The following is a 17,566-nucleotide window of genomic DNA, read 5'->3' as shown; positions in this document are numbered from 1 at the left end:
ATCAGGAAAGGAGCGTTATCGTTGCTTTATTCGCAATATCAGTGGAATACACCACATATCAATCTGGAGGCGGCTGCGGGACTTTCGCAGGCGCTTTCCGTTTCCCCTCTCGTTGGACGTTTGCTTGCCAGCCGGGGTGTGCACAATGAAAAGGAAGCAGAACGCTTTTTGCATCCTGATTTGAATCAGATGCATGATCCCTATCTGCTTCTGGGTATGAGTGAAGCAGTTCCTCGAATCAAGTTGGCACTGGAACGAGAAGAACATATTTTAATTTATGGAGATTATGATGCCGATGGAGTATCCAGCACGTCACTCATGATTCATCTAATGCGTCATTTGGGAGCATCATACGATATTTATATTCCTCATCGGTCGAACGAAGGCTATGGTCTCCATAACCATGCTTTGGACTGGGCTCATCAGCAGGGTGTTACGTTGATTATTACTGTCGATACGGGAATCAGCGCTGTAGAACAGATTGCTTATGCTGCAACGCTGGGGATTGAAGTCATTGTGACGGATCACCATGAACCCCCTGGGATTTTACCTGAGGCATACACGCTGATTAATCCGAAACTGCCAGGCTGTCCTTATCCGTTCAAGGGTCTCGCCGGGGCAGGTGTAGCCTTGAAGGTTGCTCAAGCACTGATTGGTGAAGTGCCGGGTGAGTGGATGGAGATCGCAGCTATTGGAACCGTGGCTGATTTGATGCCGCTTGAAGGTGAGAATCGAGTGATTGTCAGTTACGGGATCGAATCCATGCGAGGTTCCAAACTGCCTGGAGTCAGTGCTTTGCTGGAGATTAGTGGTGTAGATCAGAGCCAAGTGACTTCCATTAATATTGCTTTTGCCATGGCTCCACGTATTAATGCAAGCGGTCGATTGGATCATGCCGGAAGAGCGGTCTCACTACTCACAACGGAAGATTTGGATGAGGCCCATACCCTTGCGGGACAGCTGGATCTACTGAATCGAGAGCGGCAACAAGTCGTAGAGGGCATTTTACAGGAAGCAACAGCACAGCTGGAACAGAAAATTGAACAACGTTCCGGATCTGTGCCGGATGTGATCGTACTGGCGGGTGAAGGCTGGAACGTCGGTGTAGTCGGCATTGTGGCTTCTAAATTACTGGATCGATATTATCGTCCAACACTAATTCTGGGCATTGATCCCGACAGTGGCGTCTGCAAAGGCTCTGCACGTTCCATCGAGGGTCTTGATATCTATGAGGCACTAACAGCGAACAAAAATAGTATGGATCATTATGGCGGACATCCTGCAGCTGCAGGAATGACTTTGCATCGTGATCAATTGGAAGAGCTTGAGGCGGGTCTAAATGAATTTGCCGCAACGGTACTGACAGAGGAGGACTTTATGCCTCAACGTCTGGCTGATGATGAATGCAGGATCAGTGATGTTCCACTCAAGGTGATTCAGGAGATTGACAGATTGCAGCCGTTTGGTATGAGCAATCCATCCCCACGTTTTGTATTGAGAAAAGTAACTGTCAAGGAAACCAGAACTATGGGGCGGGAAAAACGTCATTTGAAGCTGGTTCTGGAACAAGACGGACAGCAATTGGAAACAGTTGCTTTCGGCAAGGGAGCACTGGCTGAATTTCTCTCTCCGGGTTCTGTCATTGATGTGATGGGAGAGCTTTCCATCAACGAATGGAATGGAATGAGAAAGCCGCAGATGATGCTTCAGGACATTCAGGTTCCTGGAGCTCAGGTGTTTGATATGCGTGGACATCCTGAGCCGTTAAACGCAATGAAGCACTTTCTGAGCGCACTGGACGTGCATCTGCGATATAAAGCGGGTTCCATCGGGGCAATTGTTCGAAAAGAAACGAATGTTTCTGAGGGAAATTCATTGTATGAACCGTGCCTTTGGGTATATGATAGAAGGGTCGGGTTATTTCCGTGTAATGCTGCTGCAGAGCAGTATGGGCAGGAAAAAGTCCGGACGTTATTTGTGTTTGATACGCCGGAAACTCCGGAACAACTTGATGCAATGCTGGCTTTATTCAGCGGAGCCGAGAATATCATCCTTCTGCACGGATCAGGCAACCGTCGAGACCGACTTCAGATGCCCTCCAGGGAACTGTTCAAGCGTATTTATATGCTGGTGTTCAAATGGAAAGCGGAGCCCGTGGAGGAACAAGAGATAATTCCTGTGCTCAGTCGTCAGTGTGGTTGTTCTACGCGTATGATCACGATGATGCTTGATGTATTCGAGGAGCTATCCTTTATTACTCGGAAGGACGGCAAAATTACGGTTGCGAACAACCCGCCAAAACGTGATTTAACTTCGGCACGTCATTATCAGGCGCTGGAAAACATGGCTGAGACTGAACAGGTGATGCTGGATGCATCCACACCTCAGTTGACACAATGGATGGTATCCCGGATGAAGGGCGTATCTTAGATGGAAGTTTGTGTATTTATTTTAGGAGGAGATTATTTTGGATTTTAAAGAGTATATTCGTGTCATTCCTGACTTTCCACAACCGGGAATCAGCTTCAAGGACATCACAACATTGTTGAAAGATGGAGAAATGTACCGCAATGCAATCAATGAACTGAAACAGATGGTTTCTGAACTCAAAATTGATGTCATTGCTGGACCAGAAGCACGCGGTTTCGTTGTGGGCGCCCCACTTGCTTACGCACTTGGTGTTGGTTTTGCTCCAATTCGCAAAAGTGGAAAATTGCCTGGAGCGACAATCGAAGCAGGGTATGATCTCGAATATGGCAAGGATACACTTGCAATGCATACAGATGCGATCGAGAAAGGGCAGAATGTCCTGATTGCAGATGATCTGCTCGCAACGGGTGGTACCATCGCTACTTCCATCAATTTGATTGAACAATTGGGCGGCAATGTGGTAGGTGCTGCATTCCTGATTGAATTAACGGATTTGAATGGGCGCGGTAAATTGCCTGAGAATATGAATGTGTTTACGTTGATGAACTACTAAACGTGACACTAGCTTATGATTTGCTGTGAATATCAAATGTAAACTTCCCAGTTTCCCGGGAAATAATATACAGCATTAATGATTGGCAAAAAGCCTGCTTCACCAGCACTTAAGTTGGGGAGGCAGGCTTTTTGAGTTACCTTTTTGAAGATGAAATACGTTCATGGAATAGATATGAGCATACGCGAATCATAAAAGTTGTTCATAATAATGCTTAGTCAGGTGTTTTCTCGGTAACCGGCTGTTTTTGACTCTCTTCGTTCAATAATCCAAGGACCTCGAACATTTTGAACAACAGGCTGAGAACCATACCAGCAATCGTGGCCAGGGCCATGCCTTTCAGATGTACACCATAGAAGGAGATTTCGGTACCGCTAAGACCAATAACCAGTACGAGTGTCGTGAGCAGCAAATTCGTCGGTTTGGCAAAATCAACTTTTTGTTCAACCAGAATACGTAATCCTGATGCTGCAATAACCCCAAACAGAAGTAATGATACCCCACCCATCACCGGTACAGGTATATTAGCCACAAGCGCTGAAAATGTACCTGAGAATGAGAGAAGGATGGCAATAACAGCTGCACCACCAATAACGTAAATGGAGTAGACACGAGTCAGAGCCATAACACCGATATTTTCACCATACGTTGTATTCGGAGTGGAACCCACGAAACCAGACAAAATTGTAGACACACCATTACCGAGCAGGGAACGATGAAGCCCAGGATCTTTGGATAAATCTTTGCCTACAATGCTGCTAGTCACAAGCAAGTGGCCGATATGTTCCACAATGACAACGAGTGCAACCGGTAAAATCGTGAAGATTACGGACCAGTCAAATGTAGGTGTCGTCAGGGTTGGGGTAGAGAGAAAGCTGGCATCTAAGATATTACTTTTTTCAACAAAGCCCATAAAATATCCAAGAATATAACCAGACACAATACCGATCAAAATATGAATAATTTTAGGGAAACCGCGGAAGGTTACAGCACCGATTACTGTGATTCCGAGGGTAACCATAGAAAGAATAATAGGTTTAGCTTGTGGTATCCAATCAGGATTTTTCACAGGATTGGAATTAATTAGTCCTGCCATTCCCGCAGCAACGGGCACAAGCTCAAGACCAATCAAGGCAACGATGGCACCCATAACGGCTGGTGGGAATACAACATTAATCCATCCTGTACCAGCATATTTCACGAGAAGCGCCACTAGACAGAACACAATTCCTGTTAAGATAAAAGCTCCAAGTGCCATAGAGTATCCGTTCTCGGGATGCTGTTGCAAAACCAGGTATACAGGGGAAATGAACGCAAAGCTGGAGCCCAGATATGCGGGAATTTTCCCCTTACACATTAATATGTAGAGCAATGTTCCGATTCCGTTCATCAACAAAATCATACTTGGATCAACACCGAAGTAATTCGGTACCAATACCGTGCTGCCAAACATGGCGAACAAATGTTGTAGACTCAGTAGCGAGCCTGAGCCCAAAGGCATCTTTTGATCAACCTGAATTTCGCGTTGCAATGAATCTCATCTCCTTTTCCGATACACAAACTTTCAATAGATTACAGAGTTTCTTTCAAATTAGCAATAACAATTTTCAGGTTTGGACTGTAAATCACTTATTTTCTCGAACTTTCCTTCTATTTCCGCAAATATCGGCAATAATACATAACAACCGAACATTAAAAAAAATTGGATAAACGCTCTTATTCGTCAGCAGTTGACGGGAAACGGGCAAGGCGTCATAATTATAGGAAATTACTTTTACGGGGAACCTGTGTTGATGTATTGTCACGGGTTCCATTTTGTATAGAAAGGACACGGAACAGATCAGAATGGGCATAGAGCAATTACTCGAGAAGGCCGGGGCGTATATCAAAGAACCCGATCTGGTGCGCATACGAGAAGCTTACGAATTTGCTGATCAGGCTCACCACGGACAGACGCGAAAATCGGGAGAACCGTATATTCTGCATCCGCTTGCGGTTGCCGACATTGTTGTGAATATGCAGATGGACACCATCTCCATTATTGCAGCACTTCTTCATGATGTAGTAGAAGACACTACGGTGTCGCTTGAAGAGATCCGCACTCGTTTCGGCAATACGTGTGCCATGCTTGTTGACGGCTTGACAAAGCTGGAACGTATCCAGTTCCGCTCCAAGGAAGAACAGCAGAACGAGAACTACCGCAAAATGTTCATCGCCATGGCGCAGGACATCCGTGTCATCGTGATTAAACTGGCTGACCGTCTGCATAATATGCGGACCCTCAAGTTTCAGTCGGAAGAAAGTCAGCGCCGGATTTCGTATGAGACGCTTGAGATTTTCTGTCCGATTGCAAACCGTTTGGGGATTTCTGCGATCAAATGGGAAATGGAGGACATCGCCCTCCGTTATTTGAATCCGCAACAATACTACCGTATCGCTAATCTCATGCATAAGAAACGTGCAGAACGAGAGCAGTACATCGACACCGTTATGGACGGTATTACGAGCAAGCTGGAGGAAATGGGCATTCAGGCAGACTTGTCTGGTCGACCTAAACATATCTACAGTGTGTTCAAAAAAATGACGACCAAAAACAAGCAGTTTAACGAGATTTATGACCTGCTTGCGATTCGTATTATTGTGGATAATATCAAGGATTGTTATGCTACGCTGGGCATAATCCACACATTATGGAAGCCTATGCCTGGACGGTTCAAGGACTACATCGCTATGCCAAAAGCGAATATGTACCAGTCCTTGCATACTACCGTGGTAGGACCTAACGGTGAGCCAACCGAGGTACAGATTCGTACTTGGGATATGCACCGAACAGCCGAGTTTGGTATCGCGGCACACTGGGCTTATAAAGAAGGAACTGCGGCAGGGCCTCAGTTTGAAGATAAAATCACCTTTTTCCGGGAAATTCTTGAGCTTCAAAATGAAGCACAGGATGCTTCCGAATTTGTGGAATCGCTCAAAATGGACTTTTTCTCCGATCTGGTGTTTGTATTTACGCCAAAAGGTGAAGTCATTGAATTGCCAAGTGGCTCTGTACCGTTAGACTTTGCCTATCGCATTCATACCGAGGTTGGAAACCGAACCATTGGTGCCAAAGTAAATGGCCGAATTGTTCCACTGGACTATCATCTCAAAACGGGCGATATTATCGAAATTCTGACTTCCAAGCATTCTTATGGCCCTAGCCAGGACTGGTTGAAAATAGCTAAATCTTCACATGCACGAGCCAAGATTAAACAATGGTTCAAGAAGGAACGCCGTGAAGAGAACGTAGAAAAAGGCCGGGAGAACTGCGAGCGCGAGCTGAAACGGATGGGACTTGATCCTTCTGCGTGGATGACCGATGACAAGCTAATGGAAGCGGCGAAGAAATTTGCTTTTAATGATATCGATGATATGTTAGCTGCGGTTGGTTTTGGCGGAATCACGGCTGCTCAGATTGTCACGAAGGCAACGGAAAAGCTTCGTAAAGAGCAGGAAGAATCCAACTTGCTGGAACTGAATTCCGAGATGCGTGAACTGAAGCCGGCTCCTGAACGCAGAAACAGACCGACCAACGGTATTCGTGTCAAAGGCATTGATAACCTGCTGGTTCGCTTTGCAAGGTGCTGTAACCCTGTGCCTGGAGATGACATTATCGGTTATGTTACTCGTGGCCGTGGCGTATCTGTGCACCGCAGTGACTGTCCAAATATCCCTACAAGTGCGGATGGAGAAGAGGCAGCACGGGTGATTGAAGTTGAGTGGGAAGAGAATATCGAATCAAGCTACAGTGTCGATATTGAGATCACAGGTCATGACCGCAATGGACTGCTTAATGAGGTGCTTCAGGCTGTTTCCGAAAGTAAAACGAACATATCTGCCGTCACCGGACGGACGGATAAAAATAAATTGGCATTGGTGCACGTCACGATTCTGATTCGCAATACAGATCATCTGCATGCCGTCGTGGAACGAATCAAACGGGTAAAGGACGTTTATTCAGTGCACCGGATTATGCAGTAGGGAGTCCGTAAATGAGAGTGCTGGTACAACGCTGTAAAGAGGCTCAGGTAACCGTGGGTGATGAATTGACAGGCAGAATTGAATCTGGTTTGATGCTGCTTGTAGGTATAACTCATGAGGATACGGAGAAAGATGCGATCTACCTGGCAGATAAAATTAGCGGCCTTCGCATATTTGAGGATGAACAGGAAAAGATGAATCTCAGTCTGCTGGATGTAGGCGGTGCGGTATTGTCCGTTTCACAGTTTACGCTGTATGGTGATTGTCGCAAAGGCAAACGCCCAAGTTTTGCTGCTGCGGCTCGTCCAGAGGCAGCTGAACGTTTGTATGAAACCTTTAATCAGTTGTTGCGTGATAAAGGAATTCAGGTGGAAACGGGACGTTTCGGAGCGATGATGGATGTTACGTTTACGAACTGGGGCCCGGTTACCCTGATGGTAGAAAGTCCTTCACGGGACTGAGCTTTCGTATAATTGCGCAGTGAAGAGGCCATAATGAGAGAAGAACACGTTGGTATTACATTGTAGTTATATCTTTGTTAATCAAAGGAGTTTCTCTTAATTATGCGCCAATCTGCAAAAGTAACCAAAACCCAGAACGAGCCGCTAATGATGCCTGGCAATCTGGCGGAGTCGCTTCAACTTGCCCGCTCTGCCGCAGCTCATGTGTCCACATTGTGGATGCTGCAAACTTCGGATAAAGACAGGCAGCAGCATCATCCACGACCATAGCCTAACCATTTAACAAAACATAATAGTTATGCTCGAAGCCCCGGTTGTTTGACAATCTGGGGCTTTTTGCTGTTATGATTCACATTTCATCTTCTCGGAGGAAGGCTGCAGAATCAATTCCAAAAGTATGGATTGTTATAAAAGGCACTCCTTGGGGTAATAACAAAACGAGGCACAAAAGACGTGCCGAAGGATAGAACCAATCTCTATAATTTTAATCACATTCGAATACGGAAAGGAGACCATAGATCATGAGTAAAGTTGCTTTTTTGCTTGCGAATGAGTTTGAGGATTCAGAAATGAAGGTTCCGTACGATGAGGTGAAGAAAGCAGGACATGAGGTGCACATTATCGGTTTAAAAGCCGGTGAAACGCTTCAAGGCAAGGGAGGTAAGGCTTCCTACACAACTGACAAAGCGATCTCCGAGGTTCATGCATCTGATTATGATGCGGTTGTTATTCCAGGGGGGGCATCGCCAGAAAATTTGCGAACGGACGCAAATATATTGAAGTTTGTTACGGACATCAATGCTGCGAACAAACCAATCGCTGCGATCTGCCATGGCCCACAAATTTTGGCTAGCGCAGATTTGCTCAAGGGACGCACAATTACATCCTATCCGCCGTTGAAAGACGACATGGTCAATGCTGGAGCCGACTTCAAGGATCATGAAGCGGTTGTCGATGGGAACTATATTACATCCCGTACACCTGAAGATGAACCGGCATTTGTTCGAGAATTAATGAAAGTAATATGATCATAAAAGGATAAATTAAATTGCATAATGCATTCTAATGATATATTTCATTCCATAAAGGAGGGTTTGACATGGCAAAACATATTCAGGCGTATTTTCGAACCGAAGACGAGGCAGAGGGTGCAAGAACTTCACTATTAACGTTTCATACCGAACAGCTTGAAGTAGGTCAACTGGATGCTGCCATTGGCAGAGATACACGAGTTATGGTACCACTAGTTCCTTACAATACGGCTGGTGGTGTGGGTACGAACGGTGCAATGGGCGTAGGGGCAGCTCCCGGGGTTCCGGCTAGCGAAAATGTAATTCCGGTTGTCACTGATGTCAATCGTGACGCTGAACGTGATCCGCGCAACAGAGTGAACGAGGACGGAGATATGCTGGATGCTGCAGATGTGACTTCGGCCGACTACGATGACCTGCATTATGTTCTGTCTGCCAAAGTAAGAGACGAGGATTATGATGCGATTGTTCATAAACTTCGCTCTAACCATGCCTATGTGGAAGAACTTGATTAACCGATAGATACAATTCAGGCCCTTGTGCCTTCCCGGTCTCCTATTGTCGGGAAGGCGCAAGGGCCTTTTGTCATTTGCAACGATTCGATGGGGCCTGCAAATTTGCTGGTTAAAAAACAAAATTAATGTAGAAAAATCGATTTTTAAAGCGTTATCATTTTTGTAATATTACTGTAATATTAGTAACACAAGCCTTTAACAATGTGCGCTTATAATAACAGACATGACCCCCTTTTTTTTATATATCTTTTGAACCTGCACACCGTGTGCAGGTTATTTTTTTCTATCTTTGTATGTTAGCCCTTGACTTTAGTACTGCGGTTCATTACAATCAGAAAATAATACGTTGACTATAGTCAACTAAAGTCGTTTTTTGAACTATATGACTGATTTGATGACGGGACCAAGTACTCCGTACCCACATGACCAGAGAGGAATCCCTAAGGCTGTAAGGATTCTCTTGATGAGCGGACGAATGACTTCCCCGAGAACAGACGGCGAACAAGGCAGATAGCATCTGCGGATCGTAGTAGCCGGCCTGCGCATGACGTGCGTTATACGTAGAGCGGAAGAACTGTTGATTTGGATGTAGCATTAAAACATCCCGACTTAACAACAGCAACCTGAACGGCTATAGTCTCAGTCTTCCGGAATGTGGGTGGTACCACGGGTGAATGTATATACAATCTCTCGTCCCTTTGTTTGCTTACGATGAGCAAACAGGGCGAGGGATTTTTTTGTTTTTTAGTTAAGATATGAGATATACACGGAGAACGGAGAGGACAGAAAGGACCTGGAAAAGCGGAGCGTTCGCCTTTATCACCGGATTTTTAACATTTCTAAAAGTTAGATCAGGAAAATCCGGGGGTAACAGCGATTGAAAGGTTTTCTGTCCGCGTAGTGGGAATCGTGGAATATCTTAACGTTTACAGAGAAAATCAATGCTGGAGGGATACAGATGGCTTTTCAAAAACCGACAGGGACGCAGGATTTACTGCCAGGAGTAGTCGAGAAGTGGCAGTATGTAGAAGAAAAAGCACGTGATCTGTGCCGACGCTTTAATTACCGTGAGATTCGTACACCGATCTTCGAGCAAACTTCCTTGTTTGTACGCGGAGTAGGAGAAACGACGGATATTGTGGAGAAAGAAATGTACACCTTTGATGACAAAGGCAATCGCAGCATGACACTTCGTCCGGAAGGCACAGCAGGTGTGGTTCGTGCTTACGTGGAGAATAAGCTGTATGGGGAACCGGACGTGAGCAAACTGTATTATATCGGACCGATGTTCCGGTATGAGCGTCCGCAGGCAGGTCGCCAGCGTCAGTTCCACCAGTTCGGTGTAGAAGCACTTGGTGCAGTCGATCCGGCAATTGATGCCGAAGTGATTGCACTTGGTTACCAACTGTGTGTAGAGCTTGGCCTAAAAGATGTCAAAGTGGAAATAAACTCGGTGGGGAATGCAACAAGTCGGGCGGAATACCGCGAGACACTGCTTGGTTTCCTTAGACCAATGAAGGACACACTTTGCAAGGACTGCCAATCTCGAATGGAGCGTAACCCGCTGCGTGTCTTAGATTGTAAGGTGGATCAGGATAAATTCGTTGGGGCTCCATCCATTTTGGATAGCCTGGATGAGGAATCATTGAGTCATTTTGCCAAACTGCAGGCGTATCTGGACGATTTCGGCGTAGACTATGCGGTGAATAACCGTTTGGTGAGAGGGCTGGATTATTACACCCTGACTGCATTTGAGCTAAAAGCACAAGGGATTGGAGCCATTGATACCGTTGGTGGCGGCGGCAGATACAACGGTCTGGTTGGCGATATTGGCGGACCGGATCAACCGGGTATCGGCTTTGGTATTGGTCTGGAGCGTATTCAGCTCATTCTGGAATACCAAAATATTGAGGTAACTACACTTGCTCCGCTCGACGTATATTTCGTCGCTCTGGGCGAGTCAGCGGATCGTGAGGTCAATCGACTGTTGTTCAAATTACGTCAATCCGGCTTATCCGGTGAGCGTGATTATCTGGGTCGCAAAATGAAAGCACAGATGAAATCGGCTGACCGTTTCAAAGCTCGCTATACGGCCATCCTTGGAGATGACGAACTGGAGCGTGGCGAGATTTCACTCAAAGCGATGGATACAGGTGAGCAACAGACCGTGAAGCTGGATGATCTGGTGGCAGCGGTACGCGGAAACAATTAAGAACCTATGATGGAATGATAGTTGTAGAATCGGCAAGTGGCTATGGTGACAGGATTCCGGTTGTACGGATGGTAATCTCCAGAGACAGGATGCCTTTCGAATATAAATCTTCACGTAACCGGATTGTGGATGGCATGCTACAAGCTTGTCTTACACAAAACGGAAATTTCACATAAGAGGAGTTTGGTTATGAAAAGAAGTCATCATTGCGGCGCATTAACAAACGCACATATCGGTGAAACGGTAACATTGAACGGCTGGGTACAGACCCGCCGTGACCTGGGGGGCGTACTTTTTATCGATCTGCGTGACCGCAGCGGAATTGTACAAGTTGTGTTTAACCCGGCATATTCCGGTGAAGCATTGCAAATCGCAGATCGTGTACGCAGTGAGTATGTCATTGCGGTAACAGGTAAAGTGGTTAAACGTGATGCAGAGACCGTGAACAAAAACTTGCCAACAGGCGAGATCGAAGTTCAAATTACGGAGATTGAAGTGTTGAATGCAGCCAAAACACCGCCGTTCTTCATCGAAGATGGCGTTGAGGTAGATGAATCCCTGCGTTTGAAATATCGTTACCTGGACTTGCGTCGTCCAGAAATGTTCGAAACATTAAAACTGCGTTCCAAAGCATCTAAAGTGTTCCGTGATTACCTGGATGGAGAAGAGTTCGTTGAGGTAGAAACGCCTATCTTGACCAAGAGCTCGCCGGAAGGCGCGCGTGACTATCTCGTACCAAGCCGTGTGCATGAAGGTGAATTCTTCGCCTTGCCACAATCCCCACAAATCTACAAACAATTGTTGATGGTCGGTGGACTTGAGCGTTATTACCAGATCGCTCGTTGTTTCCGTGACGAGGACTTGCGTGCAGACCGTCAACCTGAATTCACTCAAGTCGACATCGAGACGTCTTTCTTGCAACAAGATGATCTGTTGCCAATGATGGAAGAATTGATGGCAAAATTGCTGCGTGAAACGAAAGGAATTGAGCTGGAGCTGCCTTTCCAACGGATTACGTATGCTGATGCCATGGGTAAATATGGTTCCGATAAACCGGATCTGCGTTTTGGCATGGAACTGGTGGAAATGAACGATATCGTAGCAAACAGCGGCGTGAAAGTATTTGCTTCAGTCATTGAAAAAGGCGGAGAAGTGAAAGTACTAAACGCCAAAGGCTGTGGTACATGGAGCCGTAAAGAGATTGACGATCTCGGACCATTCGCTGCCCGTTACGGTGCCAAAGGTCTGGCGTGGATTCAAGTGAAAGACGGCGAGTTCAAAGGGCCAATCGTGAAGTTCTTTACGCCGGAAGAGATTGAAGCTGTTAAAGTACGTACAGGCGCTGAAGAAGGCGACTTGTTGCTCTTCTCCGCTGACACCAAAAAAGTGGTTGCTGATGTTCTCGGTGCCCTGCGTCTGAAAATCGGACGCCAACTGGGTCTGATCGATGACAGCAAATTCAAGTTTGCTTGGGTTGTGGACTTCCCGCTGCTCGGCTATGATGAAGATGCGAAACGTTATGTGGCGGAACACCATCCGTTCACACGTCCAAAAGACGAAGATGTACATCTGTTTGACACAGATCCGGGTGCAATCCGCGCTCAAGCCTATGACCTTGTATTGAACGGTTATGAAGTCGGTGGCGGTTCAATGCGTATCTACAAACGCGATGTACAGGAGAAAATGTTTGCTGCACTTGGACTTACACCAGAAGTGGCTAACGACAAATTCGGTTATCTGCTCGAAGCATTCGAATATGGTACACCACCACACGGCGGAATCGCCTTTGGTCTGGACCGTCTCGTGATGTTGCTGGCAGGTCGCACGAATCTGCGTGAAACCATCGCCTTCCCGAAAACGGCAAGTGCAACGGATCTGCTGATGAATGCTCCTTCCGAAGTGGATGGATCACAACTGGAACAGCTTCATATCCGTGTAGCTCGTAAGCCAGTCGCGGAAAAGAAATAAAGGAGGCATCGATTCTCAATGCTCCATCAATTTTCAAGAACAGAGCTTGCGATCGGACCAGAAGGTCTGAATACGCTCAGAAATAGCACGGTAGCTGTGCTCGGTATTGGCGGTGTGGGCGGTATTGCTGTAGAAGCACTTGCCCGCAGCGGCGTTGGCCGCATCATCCTGATCGACAAAGACGTGGTGGATATCACGAACATCAACCGTCAAATTCATGCTCTTACCACTACGGTAGGTCAGAAAAAAGCTGACTTGATGGTAGAACGCGTGAAACTGATCAATCCGGAATGTGATGCGATTGCGCTGAACATGTTTTATACCGAAGAAACGTATGAGGAACTGTTCAAGTATGAGCTGGACTATGTGCTGGATGCTTCCGATACGATTATCTACAAAGTGCATCTCATTAAAGAATGTCTGAAACGCAAAATTCCAATGATCTCCAGCATGGGTGCCGCGAACAAAATGGACCCGACGAAATTCCAGGTTGCGGATATTTCGAAAACGTCCATGGACCCGATTGCCCGTGTGGTTCGCACCAAGTTGCGTAAAGACGGCATCAAAAAAGGGGTTAAGGTGGTATTCTCTACGGAGGAGCCACTCAAGCCACGTGCAGACGTGACGCAGAAGATCGTTCCGGAGAATGCGCCGGAGATTCGCAAAGCGAAACAACCCCCGGCAAGCAATGCTTTTGTACCACCGGTAGCTGGATTGATTATGGTCAGTGTTGCAGTGAAAGATCTGCTTGAAAAAGCGGAGAAGTCAGAGGCTTAAGGCGAAACAACAAATCAAATCAAACCAAACCATATAGTTGCAGATCTACACAAAAAACGCAGGTGCCATGAGCACCTGCGTTTTTTGATACCTTTATTTTCGTTCGTTGGGAATACTTTTTGAAGGTATCAACGAGAGTTATCACATTGGTCATCGTAAATAGCTTGATAACTGTATAGTTTGGGGCTCGATATGTCAGGATTACGTCATGTACTTCACTTTGAAAACGGTGTATGATATGTTGTGCTGCGCGAAATGATGATACATACATAATGTTTTGCGGCCAGAGAGGGGAACAGAACAAATGAAACATGGGTGGTTGTCCAGACAACTGGGCATGGAACCAGAAGATCAGTGGAAGAAGGAAATTGTGGCCGGCGCCATATCCTATTTTGCTGTCGTTTATATTGTGATGGTGAATGCCACAATTCTTGCCGATGCAGGGATGCCCTTACAGGCAGCAATGGTAGGTACGTTACTCACATCCATTGCGGGATGTTTGCTGATGGCTTTCGGTGGTAAATCACCGATCGTAGTCGTACCCGGCATGGGGATCAACGCATTTTTCACGTATACACTTGTGCACTCGATGAAGCTGACTTGGCAAGAGGCGCTGGCGGTCGTTGCCGTAACTGGCGTACTTTTTTCCATTGTTGCTTTTACATCATTATATAAACTGATCAGCGAAGCAATCCCGAAAAATTTACAGCATGGCATTACGGTTGGGATTGGGTTGTTTCTGACTTTTATCGGATTGCAAAAGAGCAGCATTGTCATTGCACATCAGACGACTTTTGTCGCCATTGGACATTTTAATGATCCAAATGTCATCACGGCTTGTGTAACATTAGTGCTTGCAATTATTTTATTCATTCGAAATATACAGGGTGGTCTACTCATCAGTATTCTAATCGGAACAGGACTTGCTTATGTGCTGGGAGCGGTACATCCTGGCGAAGCGGTATCTGCCATGGATGCACTGCGTCAATACGGCGGTCTGTTCGGTGAATTGTCTCTGATGAGACTGGCAGATATTGCGTTCTGGATCGCGGTTTTCCTGCTGCTATTAATCGTTGTATTTGAAAATATAGGGCTTATTACCGCCCAAACCAATATGATTGGTCGTCCGGCAAGGTTTAAGGGCAGTCTGCGTGCATTGTCGATTAGCACGGTGTTGGCAGGCATCTTTGGCAGTAGTCCGCCCGTGGCAGCAGCTGAGACCACGGCGGGCATCGCCGCAGGCGGCCGCACGGGCTTGACTCCGCTTGTCACAGCTGTGCTGTTCGGCGCGACCTTTTTCTTCATTCCGCTACTCGGTTATATTCCGGACAGTGCGATCGCTCCCATTTTGATCATCATCGGTGGTTTGATGGTACAGGGTGTAAGGGAGATGGATTTCAGCGATTTTACCGAAGCGTTTCCGGCATTCTTAATCATGGTCATGATTCCTTTTACGTATAGCATTGTGGACGGGATGGCTTTTGGTTTTATTGCGTATCCGCTGGCAAAACTGGCCGCTGGAAAAGGAAAAGAAGTACCTGTGGTCATGTATGGCATTTCGATTCTGTTTCTGGCGAACTTTGTATTGCATGGTATTTTGTAAAATAATTAAAAAGTGACATTGCTATCACTAACGATAAGGGATTTAGGGAAACCTCATGTAAGTTTGAACGTATGATCAAGGATGAAGAGATAGAGAGCGGCTGGGAGGAACGGGAATGGAAGAACAGCAAACGTTGGAATCAGATGAGCCAAAAGTAGGAAAAAAAGGATTCAAGGATTTTGTTAAATTAATTGCATCTACGAACCCGCCAAAATTGATTCTGACCCTGGCTCTCATTTTGACGTTGATTCAAACAACGGCCGGCTTAATCGTGCCGCTAATGACCAAAGGCCTCATTGATGGGCTGACCACATCAGCTCTAGATAAATCGGTGATTTTTCTGTTACTCGGCGCGTTTGTCATTCAAGCGATCGCTTCAGGCATCAGCATCTATATGTTGAACTATGCCGGGCAACGTGTCGTGGCGACGCTGCGCACCAAGCTATGGAACAAGGTACTGTCACTCCGTATGCCATATTTTGACCGAAACCGTACTGGGGATACGATGAGCAGGATCACCAATGATACCAGTCAGATTATGACGTTGATTGCGGATTATCTCGTGTCATTTGTCTCCAATATCGTTGCGGTAATTGGTGGCGTGGCACTGCTGTTTTATCTGGACTGGGTCATGTCTCTCATCATTCTGAGTCTGGTACCGCTGACCATGCTGATCTTGTTGCCAGTGGGCAGAAAAATGTACAAAATTTCGAAAAAACAGCAGGACGAAATGGCCGGGCTGACGTCGGTTCTCAGTCAGGTGATCAGTGAAATTCGCTTGGTCAAAGCATATGGAACCGAGAAGCAGGAATCGGAGGCGGGAGATTCCCGCATTCGTAAAATGTTTGCTTTTGGATTACAGGAAGCACGGATTCTGGCATTAATCGGACCCTTGTTTACTTTTGTTATGACGGCTGTGCTCGTTGTTATTCTCGGCGTTGGAGGTATGCGCGTAGCTTCCGGTCTATTATCACCGGGGGAACTGGTTGCTTTCATTCTCCTGTTATTCCAAGTCATTATGCCAATGGGGCAGTTCACAACCCTGTATTCACGTTTGCAAAAAGTGGTCGGTGCTACCGAGCGCATTCAGGCGATTCTTGCAGATGAGGAAGAACCGGATCACAGCACAAAGCCGGCTCCGCAAGGCAATGACACGATTACGTTTCACAACGTACATTTCTCTTATGTTACAGGTGAAGAAGTGTTGCACGGTATTAATCTAACTGTTCCGACTCGTAAGGTCACAGCGATTGTCGGTCCAAGCGGTAGCGGCAAATCTACACTGTTCTCGTTGTTAGAGCAGTTTTATGTTCCCAACTCTGGTTACATCTCATATGGAGGAGAAGCGATAACAAAGTATTCATTATCCTCATGGCGTAACAAGATCGGGTATGTATCACAGGAAAGCCCACTAATGGCAGGCACGATCAAAGACAATATCACCTACGGTTTGGATCGTGAGGTAACGATGGAGGAGATCAGCAGAGCGGCTGAAATGGCATATTCGGCTGATTTTATTAACAAACTGCCACAAGGCTACGACACGGAAGTGGGCGAACGAGGGATTAAATTATCTGGCGGACAGCGTCAGCGGATCGCCATTGCTCGTGCATTGCTGCGTAGTCCCGATATTCTCATGCTGGATGAAGCAACCTCCAGTTTGGATAGTACCTCGGAATACGAAGTGCAACAAGCGTTGTCCAATCTGATGGAGGGGCGAACCACGATTGTTATCGCGCATCGCTTGTCCACGGTTGTAGATTCGGATCAGATTGTTGTTTTGGAGCACGGGCATGTGACCGGAACAGGAACTCATGCGGAGTTGATTAGTACACATCCTGTGTATCGTGAGCTTGCACAAAAGCAGTTTGTCGCACAGGATGAAGAGGGTAAGGCGAGCAACGATGGGGAAATACGACACAAAGAGTAATGTTCGCTAAGTAGAGGAACGAGATTAGAAGGATTTCTGCGATACCTGTGAAGGGAGAATTCA

General features: G+C 46.4%; 13 protein-coding genes. 12 read left to right on the top strand and 1 reads right to left on the bottom strand.

The features are described 5' to 3' along the window. Positions 1–21: 21 nt before the first annotated feature. Both recJ and AC1VYS_RS22200 read left to right on the top strand, forming a co-directional pair. Positions 22–2,430, top strand: a complete 2,409-nt coding sequence (recJ, locus tag AC1VYS_RS22205; RefSeq protein ID WP_482911504.1) for a single-stranded-DNA-specific exonuclease RecJ — start codon at positions 22–24, stop codon at positions 2,428–2,430. A gap of 37 nt (positions 2,431–2,467) precedes the next feature. Then, the gene (locus AC1VYS_RS22200) at positions 2,468–2,983 is read left to right on the top strand and encodes an adenine phosphoribosyltransferase (RefSeq protein ID WP_123066285.1); all 516 of its coding nucleotides are present in this window, start codon (positions 2,468–2,470) and stop codon (positions 2,981–2,983) included. 214 nt (positions 2,984–3,197) lie between these two features. On the opposite strand, the gene uraA is transcribed toward AC1VYS_RS22200, so the two are convergent. Beyond that, the gene (gene uraA / locus AC1VYS_RS22195) at positions 3,198–4,514 is read right to left on the bottom strand and encodes a uracil permease (protein WP_482911503.1); all 1,317 of its coding nucleotides are present in this window, start codon (positions 4,512–4,514) and stop codon (positions 3,198–3,200) included. A gap of 314 nt (positions 4,515–4,828) precedes the next feature. On the opposite strand from uraA, the gene AC1VYS_RS22190 reads away from it, so the two are divergent. The 10 genes from AC1VYS_RS22190 (at position 4,829) to AC1VYS_RS22145 (ending at position 17,503) form a co-directional block, all read left to right on the top strand. Next, entirely contained in the window at positions 4,829–7,006 is a 2,178-nt protein-coding gene (locus tag AC1VYS_RS22190) for a RelA/SpoT family protein (protein ID WP_441924800.1), read from the top strand. 11 nt (positions 7,007–7,017) lie between these two features. Next, positions 7,018–7,467 (top strand): D-aminoacyl-tRNA deacylase, encoded by a 450-nt coding sequence (gene dtd, locus AC1VYS_RS22185; protein ID WP_154887497.1) that lies wholly within the window; start codon positions 7,018–7,020, stop codon positions 7,465–7,467. A 102-nt stretch (positions 7,468–7,569) separates the two neighbouring features. Continuing rightward, positions 7,570–7,737 (top strand): hypothetical protein, encoded by a 168-nt coding sequence (locus tag AC1VYS_RS22180; RefSeq protein WP_482911502.1) that lies wholly within the window; start codon positions 7,570–7,572, stop codon positions 7,735–7,737. 251 nt (positions 7,738–7,988) lie between these two features. Continuing rightward, positions 7,989–8,495 (top strand): type 1 glutamine amidotransferase domain-containing protein, encoded by a 507-nt coding sequence (locus AC1VYS_RS22175; protein WP_482911501.1) that lies wholly within the window; start codon positions 7,989–7,991, stop codon positions 8,493–8,495. A gap of 71 nt (positions 8,496–8,566) precedes the next feature. After that, a complete protein-coding gene (locus tag AC1VYS_RS22170; RefSeq protein ID WP_123066289.1) occupies positions 8,567–9,013 on the top strand; it encodes a hypothetical protein in 447 nt (148 codons plus the stop codon). Between the two features lie 958 nt (positions 9,014–9,971). After that, positions 9,972–11,225 (top strand): histidine--tRNA ligase, encoded by a 1,254-nt coding sequence (gene hisS, locus AC1VYS_RS22165; protein ID WP_482911500.1) that lies wholly within the window; start codon positions 9,972–9,974, stop codon positions 11,223–11,225. A gap of 189 nt (positions 11,226–11,414) precedes the next feature. Further along, positions 11,415–13,193 carry an aspartate--tRNA ligase gene (gene aspS / locus AC1VYS_RS22160; RefSeq protein ID WP_482911498.1) on the top strand — a complete coding sequence of 593 codons (1,779 nt, stop codon included), beginning with the start codon at positions 11,415–11,417 and terminating at the stop codon, positions 13,191–13,193. An 18-nt stretch (positions 13,194–13,211) separates the two neighbouring features. Beyond that, entirely contained in the window at positions 13,212–13,970 is a 759-nt protein-coding gene (locus AC1VYS_RS22155) for a tRNA threonylcarbamoyladenosine dehydratase (protein WP_434749764.1), read from the top strand. Between the two features lie 304 nt (positions 13,971–14,274). Then, complete coding sequence (locus AC1VYS_RS22150; RefSeq protein WP_482911497.1) at positions 14,275–15,573, top strand: NCS2 family permease; 1,299 nt, start codon at positions 14,275–14,277, stop codon at positions 15,571–15,573. Positions 15,574–15,688: 115 nt separating this feature from the next. Beyond that, positions 15,689–17,503 carry an ABC transporter ATP-binding protein gene (locus AC1VYS_RS22145; protein WP_482911496.1) on the top strand — a complete coding sequence of 605 codons (1,815 nt, stop codon included), beginning with the start codon at positions 15,689–15,691 and terminating at the stop codon, positions 17,501–17,503. The last annotated feature ends 63 nt before the right edge of the window (positions 17,504–17,566 follow it).

It is taken from the genome of Paenibacillus sp. G34, assembly GCF_056856875.1.
The sequence above is the reverse complement of the archived record's forward strand: the minus strand, read 5'-3'. Positions and strand labels throughout refer to the sequence as shown.